Raw genomic sequence first — 16,760 nt, 5'->3', positions numbered from 1 at the left:
CTTCACTGCCTCCGTTGCCTTCACTGCCTCCCGTGTCGTCGTCCTGCCGGACGGCTTCTGCGCTGCAGTCGTCATGAGATCCCCCTGTGATGCCGCTGGTTGTGTTGATTGCTGGTCGTGCTGGTTGCGCTGGTCGTGCTGGTTGCGCTGGTTGCGCTGGTTGCGCTGTGACTTGTGCTTCGTGGATCCGGTCGGCCCGGCCCGTGGTCACGCCTGCGGCAGCAGCCCTTGGGCCAGGCCGACGAGGACCGGGGCGACCCCGATCGTCAGGAAGGCCGGCAGGAAGCAGACCGCCAGCGGCAGGGTCACCAGGACACCCGCCTTACGCGCCGCATCGGTTGCCGCGCGGCCCCACTCGGACCGAAGGTCCGCCGCGGCCCGGGCGACCGACTCGACGGCCGGTGCACCGGATATTCCGGCGCGCGCCAGGCAGCGCCCCAGCTCCCGCGCTCCGGGCAGCTCGGCGAACCGCCCCCAGCTCTCCGCCGCTTCGCTCCCGAGGCGGAGTTCTGCCGCGGTGTGCCGCAGGCGCTCGCCCACGGGTCCGCCCAGGGACTCCCCCACCGCGGCCGCCGCCTCACCGGGGCTCGCGCCCGCCGCGAGACAGCCGGCCAGCAGGTCGGCGGCCGCGGCCAGTTGCTCCCGTACGGCCGTCTCCGCCGCGCGGGCGGCAGAGCGGGCGCGGACCTGGCGCCGTCGGCCCCGCGTGACGTACGCGCCCACGACGCCCAGTGCGGCTCCGGCGACCCCGCCGATCAGCACGGAGCCGATGCCGGCCGCGGCCGCGACCACTGCCCACTCCCGCACGGCTTCGTTCCGCCGCCCCGCGTGCCGCTGCTCGGCGTTCCGCCGACCGCTGCGGACTCGGTGCGCCGGTTCACCGGCTGCCTTGATCGGGCCTGAGAAGATGCGGTTCGCGCGCCGCCGGACGGTCGTCGTGGCGACGGACTGCCGGACGGCCAAGGCCGTACAGACCAAGGTGGTCGCGAGCGAGAAAACGATCCCCAGGCTGTGGACAACTTCAGCGGTGGCCATCGGTTCGCCGCCCCTCCGCCGCGCGGACGATGCGGACCGTCCAGAGCACCCCGGCCCACTCCAGCAGCCCGCCGACCGCCAGACAGGCCCAGCCGACCGGCGTGTGCAGGAGCACGCGGAGCGGGTCCGCGCCCAGCGCACTGCCCATGAGCAGGCCGAACGCGGGGAGGAGGGCGAGCATCAGCGCCGTCGTCCGCGCGCCCGCCAACTGAGCGGCGAGGTCGGCCTGTTGGTCGCGCTGTGCCCGCAGTCCCGTCGTGACACGTTCGATGCCGGCGGCGAGCCCTGCACCACCCTCCACCGCGACCTGCCAGCACGCGGCCACACCGGTCAGTCCCTCGGCGCCCGGCAACCGCGCCGCTGCACGCAACGCGCCCGGCACATCGCCGCCGAATCGCGCCGCCGCCGGCACCGCGGCCCCCGCGTCCCCCAGCCCGCCCGGCCCTTCCGCCGGCCCGGTCTCCGTACCGGCCAGCAGCAGGGCCTGGCCCGGCTGACGGCCCGTGCGCAGTTCGGCGGCGACCGCGGCGCAGAGCGCGATCACATGGTCCCGACGCCGGTCGCGTTCCCGCTGTGCGGCGCGGGCGCACAGCCGGCGGTGGGCTACCGGAACGGCCAGCACCCCGAGAGCCACCGGCAGCAGTGACTGGCCCAGAAGGCCGAGTACGGCTCCTAGAGGCAGGCACCACAGGGCATGGCCCAGCCGGGTCAGTCGTGCCGTCCACACCTGGCTCCTTCTGACCGCCCGTTCGCCGTACGCCCGGAGTCGGCCGTCCTCCGGCCCTCGTCGGACACCCCGTCGTCGTACGGCATGACAGGGTCCGGTCGGCTCACCGCCTGCCAGCAACAGCCGCGCGCGGCGTACGGAGTTGTTCCGGCCGCCGACCGTCCGGAGGCCCGCCCCCGCGCACAGCAGCGCCGCGCACACCGGTGTCATCGCGTCCATCGCGAGCTGCGTACTCATGGCGTCACCCCGTTCGTCGCATCCCCGGCGCTGTGCGGTGACCTCGCCGAGTCGCGATCCCGGTCGCAGAGGCCGGCCAGGCGGGGCCAACCGTCGGCCCGCCGGAAGCCGGTCGGCTGCCAGACCACGGCGGGCGTCGTGGTGACCAGGCCGGAAGGGGCACGGCCGAGGACGTGGATCTCGGCGATGCGGCGGTGGCCCGTACGGTCACGTACGAGGTGCAGCACCACCGAGAGCGCGGCGGCCAGCTGGCTGTGCAGCGCCGCCCGGTCCAGCCCGGCGGTCGAGCCGAGCGCTTCCAGACGGGCCGGCACATCGGCGGCCGCGTTGGCGTGGACGGTGCCGCACCCGCCTTCGTGGCCGGTGTTGAGCGCGGCCAGCAGGTCGGTGACCTCCGGGCCGCGGACCTCGCCCACCACCAGCCGGTCCGGCCGCATCCGCAGCGCCTGGCGCACCAGGTCCCGCAGCGTGACCAGGCCGATGCCTTCCTGATTGGCCGGGCGGGTCTCCAGCCGTACGACATGCGGATGGTCGGGCCGCAGCTCGGCCGAGTCCTCGGCCAGGACGATCCGCTCGTCCTCACCCACCAGCCCCAGCAGGGCACTGAGCAGCGTGGTCTTGCCGCTGCCGGTGCCGCCGCTGATCAGGAAGGACAGCCGGGCGGCCAGGATCGAGCGGAGCAGCCGGTCGCCGCCCGGTGGCACCGTGCCCGCCGCGATCAGCTCGTCCAGCGTGAAGGCCTTCGGGCGCAGCACCCGTAGGGACAGGCAGGTCGAGCCGACGGCCACCGGCGGGAGCACGGCGTGCAGTCGGGTGCCGTCGGGCAGCCGCGCGTCCACCCACGGATGAGCGTCGTCCAGTCGCCGGCCGGCCACCGCCGCCAGGCGCTGGGCGAGTCTGCGGACGGCCGCGGCATCGGGGAAGCGCACGTCCGCGCGGCGCAGTCCGCCGCCGCGGTCGACCCAGACCTCGTCGGGCGCGGTGACCAGTACGTCCGTCACGTCAGGCGCGGCGAGCAGCGGCTCCAAGGGGCCGCTGCCGACCATTTCGGAGCGCAGCGCCGCCACGACGCCCAGCACCTCGGCGTCGCCGAGCAGTCGGCCTTCCTCGCGCAACGCCACGGCCACCCGGGCGGGGGTCGGCTCGGCGCCTGCCCTGGCGAGTCGCAGGCGGACGGCCTCCAGGAGCGCCCCGGTCGCCCCCGTCGCCCGGGCCGCCCTGCCTTGCCCGGTCTCCGCAGGCGGCCGGGCCTTCCTGCCTTGCCCGGTCTCCACAGCGCGCCGGGCGTTCCTGCCTTGTCCCGTCTCCGCAGCCCGTCGGACCGGCACGCCCCGCCCGGTGCCCGCAGTCCACCGGGGCGTCTCCTGCACGCTGCCGGTGCCGTTCATGACCGGCCCTCCTGAACGCTCTCGCAGGGCCTGGCGACAACCGCTCCGGGCGCACCGTGGTCCTCGGGCTGGCCCCCCGCGGCCCCGGTACCACCGCAGCCCGGTCGCGGAGCCTGAGCGCCGGGTCGGTCCAGCACCCGCGTCCAGAACTCCGTACAGAAGCGGCTCAGTGGCCCGCGGGGGTCCGCCCCCGGTGGGAGGCCGCGGGCGAACGAGTCGGCGAGGTGCGGATCCCAGGGCAGAGTGCCGACCGGAGGCAAGGCCAGCAGCCGCGCCGGCTCGGTGTCCGGCAGGCCGGGGCCCGGGGTCTCGCGGGCCACCACACGCAGATCGCGCAGGAGCGACCGGGCCGGGGCCGCGACACGCTGGGCGGCCACCGTCGCGCGGAGGTCGGCAGGCACCAGCAGCAGTCCCACATCGATCTGGGTGAGCGCTTCCGCCACGGCTCCGTCGAAGCGGCGCGGCAGGTCGACCACCACGACGCCACCGCGCCTGCGGGCCGCCGACATCACCGCCCGCATGGCCTGCGGCGGGATCGTCACCGAGTCGCCGCGGTCCCAGCTCAGCACGCGCAGTGCGTGCAGCCGCGGCAGGGATTCGGCCAGGGCGCCGCCGCCGACCCGGCCGCGGGACTCGGCGAAGGCGGGCCAGCGAAGGCCCTTCTCCCGCTCGCCGCCGAGCAGTACGTCGAGGCCGCCGCCCAGCGGATCGGTGTCGATCAGTATCGTCCGGTGGCCCTGCCGTGCCGCCGTCACGGCCAGGGCGCAGGCGAGGGTGCTCGCGCCGGAGCCGCCCCGCCCGCCGAGGACGCCCACCGTGAGAGCCGGACCGCCGTCGCCCTCCACCGCGTCCGCGATGCGGTCCACGAGCCAGCTCTCACCGTCCGGCAGCCCGAGGACCTTCTCGGCACCGATCTCGACCGCCTGCTGCCATACGCGGGTGTCGTCTCGATGCTGTCCGACGAGGACGACACCGGACCGGCGCGCGAGGCCCCGAAGCCGGTGCACACAGTCCTCCCCGACGATCACCAGCGGGGCCGAATCCCAGCCGGCCGCTCGGGCACCCCCGCCGTGCGCCACGACCGGCACCGTGCCCGCCGCCGCGCAGAGCCTCAGAAGATCGTCGAGGAGGTTTTCGTCCTCCGTGATGATCAGCGGTCCCGGCTCTTGTCCGTCCCGCTCCGCCCCATCCGAATCGTTGCTTCCGGCCACGTTCCGTCCCCCTGTCGCTACACAACTCGCACATCCGCGAACTTCGCGGACTTTCACGGTGCAGCGATCCGGAAAATCCCGTGGATCTTGGTCGAAAACTGTGGACAACTACTGGGGCTGTGAATATCCCCGTCACCTATACCAGCGACTATGGAAAACTTCCTGAGAGCAGTCTTCTGATTACGGTAAGTTACGAACGGCGACCGCGGCGACGCCCGGCGCTTGATCGCCAAAGGAAGATCGAAAAGTCACCCCCATGCCCCGAAAACGGGCCTGGACATGCGACGACCCCCGCCGGGGGGGAGAGCGGGGGTCGTCCCCACGGCCGACTCGGGGGGGGAGGAGTCGGGCCGGGTTAGCACGGTCGCGAACGATCCGTGACTTCCATGGTGTACCCGAGAGCCTTCTCAGGCAAACCCACGCGCCACACCTTACGCCGAATGGTGCCCCCCTATGCTCGCCTTGTGGAAAACCGAAGCTCGCTTCCTTCAGCGCCCCACTCGGCCCCTCGGACGGCCGCGTTCTTCGACCTGGACAAGACAGTCATTGCTAAGTCGAGCACGCTGACCTTCAGCAAGTCGTTCTACCAAGGCGGCCTGATCAATCGGAGGGCCGCACTGCGGACCGCGTACGCCCAGTTCGTCTTCCTCGCGGGCGGCGCGGACCACGACCAGATGGAGCGGATGCGGGAGTACCTCTCCGCGCTCTGCCGTGGGTGGGACGTGGCCCAGGTACGGGCAATCGTCGCCGAGACCCTCCACGACCTCATCGATCCGCTCATCTACGACGAGGCGGCCTCCCTCATCGAGGAGCACCACACCGCCGGCCGTGATGTCGTCATCGTCTCCACCTCCGGCGCCGAGGTGGTCGAGCCGATCGGCGAGCTGCTGGGAGCCGACCGGGTCGTGGCCACACGCATGGTCGTCGGCACGGACGGCCGCTTCACGGGCGAGATCGAGTACTACGCCTACGGCCCCACCAAGGCCGAGGCGATCCGGGAGCTGGCCGCGTCCGAGGGGTACGACCTCGCGCGCTGCTACGCGTACAGCGACTCGGCGACCGACGTCCCGATGCTGGAGGCCGTCGGCCACCCGCACGCGGTCAACCCCGACCGGGCGCTGCGCCGGGAGGCCGCCGCCCGCGACTGGCCGGTCCTCGCCTTCGACCGTCCGGTGCGCCTGAAGCAGCGGATTCCGTCGCTCTCCATGCCGCCCAGGCCGGCGCTGGTCGCCGTCGCGGTGGGCGCGGCGGCGGCCACGGCGGGCCTGGTCTGGTACGCCAGCCGGCGCCGCGGCGCTCCGGCGCGCGCCCTCTCGGCCTGAGCCGGCCGCACCTCCCCGCAGCCCGGGCACCGAACGCCCGAGAAGTGCGCCCGAATCACCCGCTTTTGCAGGCAAAAGTAAAGATGTGCAGCGAGGGGTTCCGCTTGGCGGTCCGCAGGAGTACAAAGGAATTAACGGCCCGCGAGACCAAGGATCTCCGAGAGGAAAACCTGTAACGCAGCAAGGCCCCACGGACCGAGCACAGACGTCAGGAACCCACGCGACGCCGACCCGTCGATTACGGGCCAGCCGCATCAGGTGACGGACAAAGACTCCGACCTGTCGGCAACTATCGAGCACGCTTGGTAACCCGACGGATGTGCAGCGCGGCGGTACCGAGCAGGACCAGGTACCGCCGCAACCCTTGTGTGGAGCTTTTCAGCCCTCTCCGGCCCGTCAGGCGGCGCCTCGCTGCAGCGCTTCGCACACCGCCGTGCTCTCGCGCGCACCCAGCTCGACCGCGCGCCCGCAGTGCGCGATCCAGGCCGCCATGCCTTCCGGAGTGCCCGAGACGTAGTTCTCCAGGGCCGCGACGTACGCCGCCCGGCCCAGCTCCGCGTAGCCGACCTCCGAGGGGCAGATCGACTTCGGGTCGAGGCCGCTGCCGACCAGGACGATACGTTCCGCCGTGCGGGCCACCAGGCCGTTGCCGGACCCGAAGGGCCGCAGCGCGAGCAGCTCTCCGTGGACCACGGCGGCGGTGACCAGTGCCGGAGCCTTGGTTCCCGACAGCAGCAGACGCGCCAGCCCGTCCAGCCGCCCGGCCACCTCGTCGGCGTCCGGGAGATCCAGTTCGATCAGCGGCTCGTCCACGGTCTCGCCCGCCAGCCGGGGCCGGCCCACGCTCTCGTCGGGGGCGTCGCCACCCGCCGCCACGAGGTGCAGCCGTGCCAGCACCCGAAGCGGCGACTGCCGCCACACACTGAGGAGCTGTCCCGCCTCGGCCGACAGCCGCAGCGCCGCACCTACGGTGCGCGCCTCCCCGTCACCACTGAAGTCCGTACGCCTGCGCACCTCTTCCAGCGCCCAGTCGGCACCGGACAGCGCCGCCGAACCGCGCGCGCTGCGCAGGGCCGCCTCCGCGGTGACCTCATTGCTGCGGCGCCGCATGATGCGGTGCCCGTAGACCCGGTCGATGCTCTTGCGTACGGAGTCCACGCTGTCGGCCACTCCGGGGAGCTCGGCGAGGGTCGCGAGCGGGTCGGCTGTCGTACTCATGGGGACGACCCTACGCACCACAAGGGCGGGCCCCTCGTTGGAGTGGTCTTCTTCACGTAAACCTCTTACGCAAGGCGATTACACAATTACGCTTTGTGAACATGAAGATCGCTTTCGTAGGCAAGGGCGGCAGTGGCAAGACCACGCTGTCCTCCCTGTTCATCCGCCACCTCGTCGCCGCCGGCGTCCCCGTGATCGCGGTGGACGCCGACATCAACCAGCACCTGGGGGCCGCTCTCGGCCTCGATGAGAGCCAGGCGGCCGCGCTCCCCGCGATGGGCGCCCATCTGCCGCTCATCAAGGACTACTTGCGCGGCACCAACCCGCGCATCGAGTCCGCCGACACGATGATCAAAACGACGCCGCCGGGTGCGGGCTCCCGGCTGCTGCGGGTCGTCGAGGACAACCCGGTCTACGCCGCCTGCGCCCGGGAGGTACGCCTCGACGACCGCACGGTCCGGCTGATGGCCACCGGGCCGTTCACCGAGTCCGACCTCGGGGTGGCCTGCTACCACTCCAAGGTCGGCGCGGTGGAGCTGTGCCTGAACCACCTCGTGGACGGCCGGGAGGAGTACGTGGTCGTCGACATGACGGCGGGCTCGGACTCGTTCGCCTCAGGGATGTTCACCCGCTTCGACATGACCTTCCTGGTCGCGGAGCCGACCCGTAAGGGGGTCGCCGTGTACCGCCAGTACAAGGAGTACGCGCGGGACTTCGGCGTCGAGCTGAAGGTGGTCGGCAACAAGGTGCAGGGCCCGGACGACCTCGCCTTCCTGCGCGACCAGGTGGGCGACGACCTGCTGGTGACGGTCGGCCAGTCCGACTGGGTGCGGGCCATGGAGAAGGGCCGGCCGGCACCCTACGCGCAGCTGGAGGACGTCAACCAGCAGGCGTTGCGTACGCTGCACGCCGCCGCCGACGCCGCGTACGAAGGGCGCGACTGGGAGCGCTACACACGGCAGATGGTGCACTTCCACGTGAAGAACGCCGAGAGCTGGGGCAATGGGAAGACGGGAGCCGATCTGACGGCTCAGGTCGACCCCGGGTTCGTCCTTTCCGAAGCGCCGGCCGCGGCCGCGCCACAGCCCGCCTGACGGCCGTACGGCGGCCCGCCCCGGCCAGCGGCCCACCGGGGCGTCCGCCGCCGCAGGAACCGCTCCTGACGCCTTCACGGCCGGGACCGCGGCCGTCGCGACACCGGACCGCGCGGCAACGCACACGCCGGAAGCCGGTGCCTGCGTTCACCTGATAGGCGGAACAACCAGCTCATTTGCCTGTCACGACTACTTCGGGCTCCGGCGCGTCATTACGATCCCTTTACCGAAGCCGAAGAGTCACCGGACCGTCACCCACCGCGACGCACCCCGGCCGGCTCAGCCCCGCAGTACACCGCCGCCCCACGGCCGCGCCTCGAAGCGCGGCCGCGTCGCCCCGGAGGAGACGGGAATGCCGCAGCCTCACGCATCCGAGCCGGCCACGCCGAGGTCCCAGGACCCGAGCACCGAGCAGCAGGACCCCACCCGACAGCCGTCCACCGGAAGGCTGTCCCGGCCCTTCCACCGATCCCCTGGAGGAGACTGGCACCGCGACCTGGGCGCCTCCTTCGTCATCTTCCTGATCGCCATCCCCCTTTCCCTCGGCATCGCGCTGGCCATCGGCGCGCCCCCGCAGGCCGGGCTCATCGCTGCGGCCGTCGGCGGCCTGGTGACCGGCCTGCTCGGCGGAGCCCCGCTCCAGGTCAGCGGTGCCGCCACCGGTCTCCTGATCGTCACCGCCGACCTCGTGCAGCGGTACGGCTGGCGGACCACCTGCGCCATCACCGTCCTGGCCGGCCTCGCGCAGCTCCTCCTGGGCGCGCTCCGGGTGGCCCGTGCGGCGCTCGCGATCAGCCCCGCCATCGTGCACGGCATGCTCGCCGGCATCGGCGTGACCATCGCACTCGGCCAGTTGCACGTGATGCTCGGCGGCGGCGCGCACAGCTCCTCGCTCACCAACATCGCGGAGCTGCCCGGCCAGTTGGCGAGTCTGCACGGCGCTTCCGTAGTGATCGCCGCGCTCACCGTCGTCATCCTGGCCGGCTGGCCCAGGCTGCCCGGACGCGTGGGCCACGCGCTGCGCAAGGTACCCGCGCCGCTGCCCGCGGTGGCCGTGGCGACCGCCCTGAGCGCGGGCTTCACGGTGCCGCGGGTCGAGCTGCCCTCATGGAGCGCGCCGACGCTGCCCTCCCTCCCCGACACACCGGTGCTCGGCCTGGTCGCGGCCGTCCTGACGGTCACCCTGGTGGCGAGCATGGAGTCGCTGCTGTCGGCCGTCGCGGTCGACAAGCTGGCCACCGAACAGCCGGGCCCCGGTCCGGCGCCCACCCACCTGGACCGCGAACTGGTCGGCCAGGGCGCGTCGAACGTCGTCTCCGGGCTGCTGGGCGGCCTGCCGATCGCCGGCGGCGCGATGCGCGGCTCGGCGAACGTGAAGGCAGGCGCGACAGGGCGCGCGTCGACGGTGCTGCACGGTGTGTGGGTCGTCCTGTGCTCCGGACTGCTCGCCGGTGCGCTGGAACTCATCCCGCTGGCCGCGCTCGCCGCACTGGTGATGCTCGTCGGCGTACGGATGGTGAGCTTCGCGCACATCCGGCACGTGCAGCGGCACCGCGAATTCCCCGTCTACGCCGTCACGCTGGGCGGAGTGGTGGTCTTCGGGGTGCTGCAGGGGGTCGGCCTCGGTATCGCCGTCGCCGTCTTCCTGGCGCTGCGCCGGCTCACCCATACCCGGATCTCCCTCATCGAGGACGGCCCGCGGTACCGGGTGCGTGTCACCGGCCAGTTGACGTTCCTGGCCGTGCCGCGGCTGACCCGCGGGCTGGCCCAGGTACCCGCGACGGCCCATGCGGTCATCGAGCTGCACGGGTCGTTCATGGACCACGCCGCCTACGAAGCGCTGCGGTCCTGGTCGAGCGCCCACCGGGCGCGCGGCGGCGAGGTCACTCTGGGCGGGCGCGGCGGCCGGCCGATCGGCGAGCCGGCCGGCACGCACGTCTGCCGCCCCTGGACGCCGTGGCGCAACCACCACTGCACGCGGCCCGCGCGGCCCTCCGTCACGGGTGACGCCCAGCTTCTGGGCGGCGGCCAGTTGCTGGGCGGGGTCAGCGCCTTCCAGCGGCACACCGCCCCACTGGTCCGCGAAGAGCTGTCACGGCTCGCCCGGGAGGGGCAGCGGCCCACGAACCTCTTCCTGACCTGCGCCGATTCCCGCCTCGTCACGAGCATGATCACGTCGAGCGGTCCGGGTGACCTCTTCACGGTGCGCAACATCGGCAATCTGATGCCGCCGCCGGGTACGGAGGCGGCGTGTGACTCCGTGGGGGCCGCCATCGAGTACGCCGTCGAGGTGCTGAAGGTCGGCTCGATCACCGTGTGCGGGCACTCGGGCTGCGGCGCGATGCAAGCGCTCCTGGGGACGCACCGCCATGAGCCCGGCGCGCAGACCCCGCTGGCGCGCTGGCTGCGCCACGGCCGCCCGAGCCTCGACCGGATGGAGCGTCCGGAAGGCGCGGCCGTCCGCCTGTCGGACCGTCCGGTCGCCGACGACCTGGAGCGGCTGGCACTCGTCAACGTCATGCAGCAGCTCGATCACCTGATGACGCATCAGTGCGTGGCCCGCCGGGTCGCCGACGGCTCGCTGTCGCTGCACGGCATGTACTTCCACGTGGGCGAGGCGCAGGCGTACGTACTGGAGCACGGTTCGGACCGCTTCTCGGCCGTACGGCCCGAGGCCACACCGGTCACGGCGTAGGCCACCGCGCGTCACGGCGTTCTCCGAGCGCGAAACGGCTGGAGGGAACGCCGTGACCTGCGGCGCTTCTGTTCCGGGCGGCAGCGCGCCGGATTCACCCGCCGCCCACAGAATCATGGAAAGGTCTACACCAATTTTTATCAACAGCCCTTGTCAGGGCGCCCCATGGGCTGATGAGCTATGGCCTGGGACACACCGGACGCCCTGAGACTGGGAGATGCCGTGAGCAACGAGAGCCTGGCCAACCTGATGAAGGAGGAGCGGCGGTTCGCTCCGCCCGCAGACCTGGCCGCGAACGCCAACGTCAAGGCGGCGGCGTACGAGCAGGCCGCGGCGGACCGGCTGGGCTTCTGGGCCGCGCAGGCGAAGCGTCTGACCTGGGCCACCGAGCCCACCCAGACGCTGGACTGGACGAACGCACCGTTCGCGAAGTGGTTCGCCGACGGCAAGCTCAACGTCGCGTACAACTGCGTCGACCGGCACGTGGAGAACGGCCTGGGCGACCGGGTCGCCATCCACTTCGAGGGCGAGCCCGGCGACACCCGCGCCATCACCTACGCCGAGCTGCAGCGCGAGGTCTCCAAGGCCGCCAACGCGCTGACCGCGCTGGGTGTCGCGGCCGGTGACCGGGTCGCGATCTACATGCCGATGATCCCGGAGACGGTCATCGCGATGCTGGCCTGCGCCCGGCTGGGCGCGCCGCACTCGGTGGTCTTCGGCGGCTTCTCGGCCGACGCGCTGGCCACCCGCATCAAGGACGCGGACGCCCGCGTCGTGATCACCTCCGACGGCGGTTACCGCCGCGGCAAGCCCTCCGCGCTCAAGCCCGCCGTCGACGAGGCGCTGACCAAGCCCGGCACGGAGAACGTCCGCAACGTCCTCGTGGTCCGCCGCACCGGCCAGGACACCGCCTGGATGGAGGGCCGGGACGTCTGGTGGCACGAGCTCGTCGAGCAGCAGAGCGACCAGCACACCCCGCAGGCCTTCGACGCCGAGCACCCGCTGTTCATCCTGTACACCTCGGGCACGACGGGTAAGCCCAAGGGCATCCTGCACACCACGGGCGGGTACCTCACCCAGGTCTCGTACACCCACCACGCCGTCTTCGATCTCAAGCCGGAGACCGACGTCTACTGGTGCACCGCCGACGTCGGCTGGGTGACCGGCCACTCGTACATCACCTACGGCCCGCTCTCCAACGGCGCGACCGAGGTGCTCTACGAGGGCACGCCCGACACCCCGCACCAGGGCCGCTGGTGGGAGATCGTCCAGAAGTACGGCGTGACGATCCTCTACACGGCGCCGACCGCGATCCGCGCCTGCATGAAGTGGGGCGACGACATCCCCGCCAAGTTCGACCTGTCGAGCCTGCGCGTGCTGGGTTCGGTCGGCGAGCCGATCAACCCCGAGGCCTGGGTCTGGTACCGCAAGCACATCGGCGGCGACCGGACGCCGGTCGTGGACACCTGGTGGCAGACCGAGACCGGCGGCATCATGCTCAGCCCGCTGCCCGGCGTCACGGCGACGAAGCCCGGCTCCGCACAGGTGCCGCTGCCCGGCATCGCGGCGACCGTGGTCGACGACGACGCCAACGAGGTGCCCGACGGCGCCGGCGGCTACCTCGTCCTGACCGAGCCGTGGCCGTCCATGCTGCGCACCATCTGGGGCGACGACCAGCGCTACCTGGACACGTACTGGTCCCGCTTCGAGGGCAAGTACTTCGCGGGCGACGGCGCCAAGAAGGACGACGACGGCGACATCTGGCTGCTGGGCCGGGTGGACGACGTCATGCTGGTCTCCGGCCACAACATCTCCACCACCGAGGTCGAGTCCGCGCTGGTCTCGCACCCGAAGGTGGCCGAGGCGGCCGTCGTGGGCGCCACCGACCCGCAGACCACGCAGGCCATCTGTGCCTTCGTCATCCTGCGCGGCGGCGTGGAGCAGGACGAGGCGCTGGTGAACGAGCTCCGGGCACACGTCGCCCAGAGCCTGGGCCCGATCGCCAAGCCCAAGCGCATCCTGCCGGTCGCGGAGCTGCCCAAGACCCGCTCCGGCAAGATCATGCGCCGGCTCCTCCGTGACGTGGCGGAGAACCGTGACCTGGGTGACGTCACCACCCTGACCGACTCCTCGGTCATGGAGCTGATCCAGTCCCAGCTGCCGAGCGCGCCGAGCGAGGACTGACCGGTACGCAGCACAGAGGGGCGCCCGCCGAGCACCGGCGGGCGCCCCTCTGCCGTGCGCGGGCCCGTACGGGCCGGGCCGGGCGGTGCGGCCGATCACCGGAGGACCGGCGGCCCCTCGCGCCCGCAATGCGCGTCATGTCCGTAAGGTAACGATCACCGGATCGTTTGTGCGCCACCCAGGTAGAGTGAAGAACGCGTCAAGAAAGACGCGAAACATATGGGGCGCGCCGGGAAGTCTGGTCGGCAACTGCACAGCCATGTCCAGCTGCCGTCGCCCGGAGGTCACCGCGTGAACTCGCCCGCTCCCCGCCGCTCCGTCCTCTTCGGACGGATGTCCCTGCCTGAGCGGAACCACCTCGCGGACCTCCTCCGTACGGAGACCGTGGGCGGTGTCCTGCTGCTGGTGGCCGCAGTGGTGGCGCTCCTCTGGGCCAACACCCCGCTCGGCGACAGCTACGAGGCGGTACGCGGCTTCCACCTCGGCCCGGCCTCCCTCGGCCTGGACCTCTCCGTCCAGCACTGGGCGGCCGACGGTCTGCTGGCGATCTTCTTCTTCGTTGCCGGTATCGAGCTGAAGCGCGAACTGGTCGCGGGCGAGCTGCGCGACCCCAAGGCGGCCGCGCTGCCGGTCGTCGCGGCGCTGTGCGGCATGGTCATGCCCGCGGTCGTCTACACCGTCGTCAACACCACGGGCGGCGGCTCACCGGCCGGCTGGGCGGTCCCCACCGCGACGGACATCGCCTTCGCGCTGGCCGTGCTGGCGGTCATCGGTACGTCCCTGCCCTCGGCGCTCCGCGCGTTTCTGCTGACCCTGGCCGTCGTCGACGACCTGTTCGCGATTCTGATCATCGCGGTCTTCTTCACCTCGTCGATCAACTTCTGGGCGCTCGGCGGCGCGGTACTCGGGCTGGTGGTCTTCTACGTACTGCTGCGCAAGGGAGTACGCGGCTGGTACGTGTACGTACCGCTCGCCCTGGTCATCTGGGGCCTGATGTACAACAGCGGCGTCCACGCGACCATCGCGGGCGTGGCCATGGGCCTGATGCTCCGCTGCCACCGGCGTGAGGGCGAGTCGCACTCCCCCGGCGAGCACATCGAGCATCTCGTGCGCCCCCTGTCGGCCGGTCTCGCCGTACCGCTGTTCGCCCTCTTCTCGGCCGGGGTGTCCGTGACCGGCGGCGCGTTGCACGACGTCTTCACCAGGCCCGAGACGCTCGGCGTGGTACTCGGCCTGGTCATCGGCAAGACGGTGGGGATCTTCGGCGGTACGTGGCTGACCACCCGGCTGACCAAGGCCTCGCTCAATCCCGACCTGAAGTGGCCGGACGTGTTCGCGGTGTCGGCGCTGGCCGGCATCGGCTTCACGGTCTCGCTGCTCATCGGCGAGCTGGCGTTCTCCTCGGACCCGGCGCTCACCGAAGAGGTCAAGGCCGCCGTGCTCACCGGCTCCCTGACGGCCGCCGTACTCGCCACCGTGCTGCTGAAGATCCGGAACGCCAAGTACCGGCGGCTGTACGAGGAGGAGAACCGCGACGACGACCGGGACGGCATCCCGGACATCTACGAAGAGGGCACGCCCGCCTACCACCTCAGGATGGCCGCGCTCCTCGAAGAGAAGGCGGCCGAACACCGACGACGGGCCGAGGTGGCCGCCGCCTCCGACTCCGGGCAGGATGGTCCGGCATGATCTGAGAGGTAATCACCGGGAGACAGAGAACGGGAGCAGTCGATGAGCACAGCAGACGACGGCGCGGCCCGCGGCACGGACCGCAGCCTCGGAGAGCTGGTGGCCCACGCCACCACCGAAGTGTCCGCACTGGTCCACGACGAGATCGCGCTGGCCAAGGCCGAGCTGCGGAACGACGTGAAGCGGGCCGGCGTCGGCGGACTCGCGGGCGGGGCGGCGGCGATCGTGCTGCTGTTCTCGCTGCCGATGCTCAGCTTCGCGCTGGCCTACGGCATCCAGGCGTGGAGCGGCTGGCACCTCTCGGTCTGCTTCCTGCTCTCCTTCGCGGCCAACGTGCTCGTTGCCGGGCTGCTGGGCCTGATCGCCCTGGTGTTCTTCAAGAAGGCCAAGGCGGGCAAGGGCCCCCAGAAGACCGTCGCGTCGGCCAAGCAGACCGCGGCCGTCCTGGGGAACGTCAAGCCGCACCCGCGGCCGGCCGTGGAGGAGCACCCGGCGGTCGAGAGTGTGACACGCTCGGCCGTATGACGGCTTCCGAAACCTCGCCGGCTCCCTCGCCCGCGTCGGTCGTACGGCTCGACGTCCCCGGCGGGCACGAAGTGACGCACCGGGACGTCGCGGCCAACGGTGCGCGCTTCCACATCGCCGAGATGGGCGACGGGCCGCTGGTCCTGCTGTTGCACGGCTTCCCGCAGTTCTGGTGGACCTGGCGGTACCAGCTGCCCGCGCTCGCCGAGGCGGGCTTCCGGGCGGTGGCGATGGACCTGCGGGGCGTGGGCGGCAGCGACCGCACGCCCCGCGGCTACGACCCGGCCAACCTCGCGCTGGACATCACCGGCGTGGTGCGTTCGCTCGGCGAGCCGGACGCCGCGCTCGTCGGGCACGACCTGGGCGGCTACCTGGCCTGGACGGCCGCGGTGATGCGGCCCAAGCTCGTACGGCGGCTCGCGGTGGCCTCGATGCCGCACCCGCGGCGCTGGCGCTCGGCCATGCTCTCCGACGCCAAACAGACCCGCCGGTCCTCGCACATCTGGAGTTTCCAGCGGCCCTGGCTGCCCGAGCGGGCCCTGGTGGCGGACGACGCGGCGCTGGTCGGCCGGCTGATCCGGGACTGGTCCGGGCCGCGGCTGCCCGAGGACGAGGCGGTCGACGCGTACCGGCGGGCGATGACCATCCCGTCCACGGCGCACTGCTCGATCGAGCCGTACCGCTGGATGGTGCGGTCGATGGCGCGGCCGGACGGGATCCAGTTCAACCGCCGGATGAAATGGCCGGTACGGGTACCGACGCTGCACCTGCACGGTTCGCTCGACCCGGTGATGCGTACCCGCAGCGCGGCCGGCTCCGGGGAGTACGTCGAGGCGCCGTACCGCTGGCGGCTCTTCGACGGCCTGGGGCACTTCCCCCACGAGGAGGATCCGGTCGCCTTCACCACCGAGCTCATCAACTGGCTGAAGGATCCCGAGCCGGACCGGTGACCTCGCGGCGTGCGCGACGGGGCGCCCTCGTCAGCGGTGTTCCGGTGACGGATGTGACGCTCCGCCGAACGGATACGAACGTCCGTCTGACGAACAGCCACTTGCCTCCCGCATAGGCCAATTGACCGACACCGGTGCGGTTACGGACCGCAGGGCACGGGCAGAGTCGAGGGTATGGGCTGGACGCACGACTACCGTGACGTGGCACGCAACCGCCGCAGCGACGCCGCTGCGCTGGGCACCAAGGAGAGGAGCGCCCCGGACCTCCGGGCGGGCGGACCTCATGCGCTCGCCGATCCACTCGGCATTCCGCGCATCCTGCGCCGCCGTGCGCGCTGGATGACCGCGCGGCTCCGCCACCCGCGGAGCTGACCCGGACCTTCCCGGCCACGCCGCTGTGCGCCCGCAGGACGGGCTCACAGGACGGCAGGCGCTCCGGGGCAGGACCCGGGAGCCGGGAAGCGGCAGCGGCCGCCCCGGGCCCC

The 16,760-nt window shown here is 72.0% G+C and carries 13 protein-coding genes; 8 read left to right on the top strand and 5 right to left on the bottom strand.

Going from position 1 to position 16,760, the window contains the following annotated elements:
* Positions 1-207: 207 nt before the first annotated feature.
* The 4 genes from AAC944_RS20165 to ssd all read right to left on the bottom strand — a co-directional run bounded on the left by AAC944_RS20165 (position 208) and on the right by ssd (position 4,598).
* A complete protein-coding gene (locus AAC944_RS20165; RefSeq protein ID WP_030615865.1) occupies positions 208-1,035 on the bottom strand; it encodes a type II secretion system F family protein in 828 nt (275 codons plus the stop codon).
* On the bottom strand, positions 1,022-1,999 hold the full coding sequence (locus AAC944_RS20160) for a type II secretion system F family protein (RefSeq protein ID WP_030615860.1): 978 nt from the start codon (positions 1,997-1,999) through the stop codon (positions 1,022-1,024). Before AAC944_RS20160 ends, AAC944_RS20165 begins: the two co-directional genes overlap by 14 nt.
* Positions 1,996-3,273, bottom strand: coding sequence for a TadA family conjugal transfer-associated ATPase (locus tag AAC944_RS20155; protein WP_078888606.1), 1,278 nt, complete (start codon positions 3,271-3,273; stop codon positions 1,996-1,998). Before AAC944_RS20155 ends, AAC944_RS20160 begins: the two co-directional genes overlap by 4 nt.
* A 110-nt stretch (positions 3,274-3,383) precedes the next feature.
* Complete coding sequence (gene ssd, locus AAC944_RS20150) at positions 3,384-4,598, bottom strand: septum site-determining protein Ssd (RefSeq protein WP_078888605.1); 1,215 nt, start codon at positions 4,596-4,598, stop codon at positions 3,384-3,386.
* 440 nt (positions 4,599-5,038) lie between these two features.
* Here ssd and AAC944_RS20145 point away from each other — a divergent pair, with 440 nt between their 5' ends.
* The gene (locus AAC944_RS20145) at positions 5,039-5,920 is read left to right on the top strand and encodes an HAD-IB family hydrolase (protein ID WP_051871827.1); all 882 of its coding nucleotides are present in this window, start codon (positions 5,039-5,041) and stop codon (positions 5,918-5,920) included.
* A gap of 396 nt (positions 5,921-6,316) precedes the next feature.
* Here AAC944_RS20145 and AAC944_RS20140 read toward each other — a convergent pair whose 3' ends face one another.
* Positions 6,317-7,138, bottom strand: coding sequence for a Fic family protein (locus tag AAC944_RS20140; protein ID WP_030615848.1), 822 nt, complete (start codon positions 7,136-7,138; stop codon positions 6,317-6,319).
* A gap of 101 nt (positions 7,139-7,239) precedes the next feature.
* Between AAC944_RS20140 and AAC944_RS20135 the strand changes: the two genes are divergently transcribed.
* The 7 genes from AAC944_RS20135 (at position 7,240) to AAC944_RS20105 (ending at position 16,647) form a co-directional block, all read left to right on the top strand.
* Complete coding sequence (locus AAC944_RS20135; RefSeq protein ID WP_030615845.1) at positions 7,240-8,232, top strand: ATP-binding protein; 993 nt, start codon at positions 7,240-7,242, stop codon at positions 8,230-8,232.
* A 352-nt stretch (positions 8,233-8,584) separates the two neighbouring features.
* Positions 8,585-10,927 carry a SulP family inorganic anion transporter gene (locus AAC944_RS20130; RefSeq protein WP_030615841.1) on the top strand — a complete coding sequence of 781 codons (2,343 nt, stop codon included), beginning with the start codon at positions 8,585-8,587 and terminating at the stop codon, positions 10,925-10,927.
* Between the two features lie 222 nt (positions 10,928-11,149).
* Positions 11,150-13,111, top strand: coding sequence for an acetate--CoA ligase (gene acs, locus AAC944_RS20125; protein WP_030615838.1), 1,962 nt, complete (start codon positions 11,150-11,152; stop codon positions 13,109-13,111).
* A gap of 291 nt (positions 13,112-13,402) precedes the next feature.
* A complete protein-coding gene (gene nhaA / locus AAC944_RS20120; RefSeq protein WP_030615835.1) occupies positions 13,403-14,800 on the top strand; it encodes a Na+/H+ antiporter NhaA in 1,398 nt (465 codons plus the stop codon).
* A gap of 42 nt (positions 14,801-14,842) precedes the next feature.
* Entirely contained in the window at positions 14,843-15,325 is a 483-nt protein-coding gene (locus AAC944_RS20115) for a phage holin family protein (RefSeq protein ID WP_030615832.1), read from the top strand.
* A complete protein-coding gene (locus tag AAC944_RS20110; RefSeq protein WP_030615829.1) occupies positions 15,322-16,275 on the top strand; it encodes an alpha/beta fold hydrolase in 954 nt (317 codons plus the stop codon). Before AAC944_RS20115 ends, AAC944_RS20110 begins: the two co-directional genes overlap by 4 nt.
* A gap of 174 nt (positions 16,276-16,449) precedes the next feature.
* Positions 16,450-16,647: a hypothetical protein gene (locus AAC944_RS20105; RefSeq protein ID WP_030615826.1), complete on the top strand. Its 198-nt coding sequence runs from the start codon at positions 16,450-16,452 to the stop codon at positions 16,645-16,647.
* Positions 16,648-16,760: the final 113 nt, after the last annotated feature.

The sequence above is a fragment of the Streptomyces sclerotialus genome (assembly GCF_040907265.1).
Classification (GTDB): Bacteria; Actinomycetota; Actinomycetes; order Streptomycetales; family Streptomycetaceae; genus Streptomyces; species Streptomyces sclerotialus.
This window is presented reverse-complemented; position numbering and strand designations above follow the sequence as displayed.

Bases quoted from the DNA above. Each gene is read 5' to 3' on its own strand.
- AAC944_RS20160 (WP_030615860.1), bottom strand. From the start codon at position 1,999: ATGAGTACGCAGCTCGCGATGGACGCGATGACACCGGTGTGCGCGGCG.
- AAC944_RS20140 (WP_030615848.1), bottom strand. From the start codon at position 7,138: ATGAGTACGACAGCCGACCCGCTCGCGACCCTCGCCGAGCTCCCCGGA.
- AAC944_RS20135 (WP_030615845.1), top strand. From the start codon at position 7,240: ATGAAGATCGCTTTCGTAGGCAAGGGCGGCAGTGGCAAGACCACGCTG.
- AAC944_RS20110 (WP_030615829.1), top strand. From the start codon at position 15,322: ATGACGGCTTCCGAAACCTCGCCGGCTCCCTCGCCCGCGTCGGTCGTA.
- AAC944_RS20165 (WP_030615865.1), bottom strand. From the start codon at position 1,035: ATGGCCACCGCTGAAGTTGTCCACAGCCTGGGGATCGTTTTCTCGCTC.
- AAC944_RS20105 (WP_030615826.1), top strand. From the start codon at position 16,450: ATGGGCTGGACGCACGACTACCGTGACGTGGCACGCAACCGCCGCAGC.
- AAC944_RS20130 (WP_030615841.1), top strand. From the start codon at position 8,585: ATGCCGCAGCCTCACGCATCCGAGCCGGCCACGCCGAGGTCCCAGGAC.
- AAC944_RS20115 (WP_030615832.1), top strand. From the start codon at position 14,843: ATGAGCACAGCAGACGACGGCGCGGCCCGCGGCACGGACCGCAGCCTC.
- AAC944_RS20145 (WP_051871827.1), top strand. From the start codon at position 5,039: ATGGTGCCCCCCTATGCTCGCCTTGTGGAAAACCGAAGCTCGCTTCCT.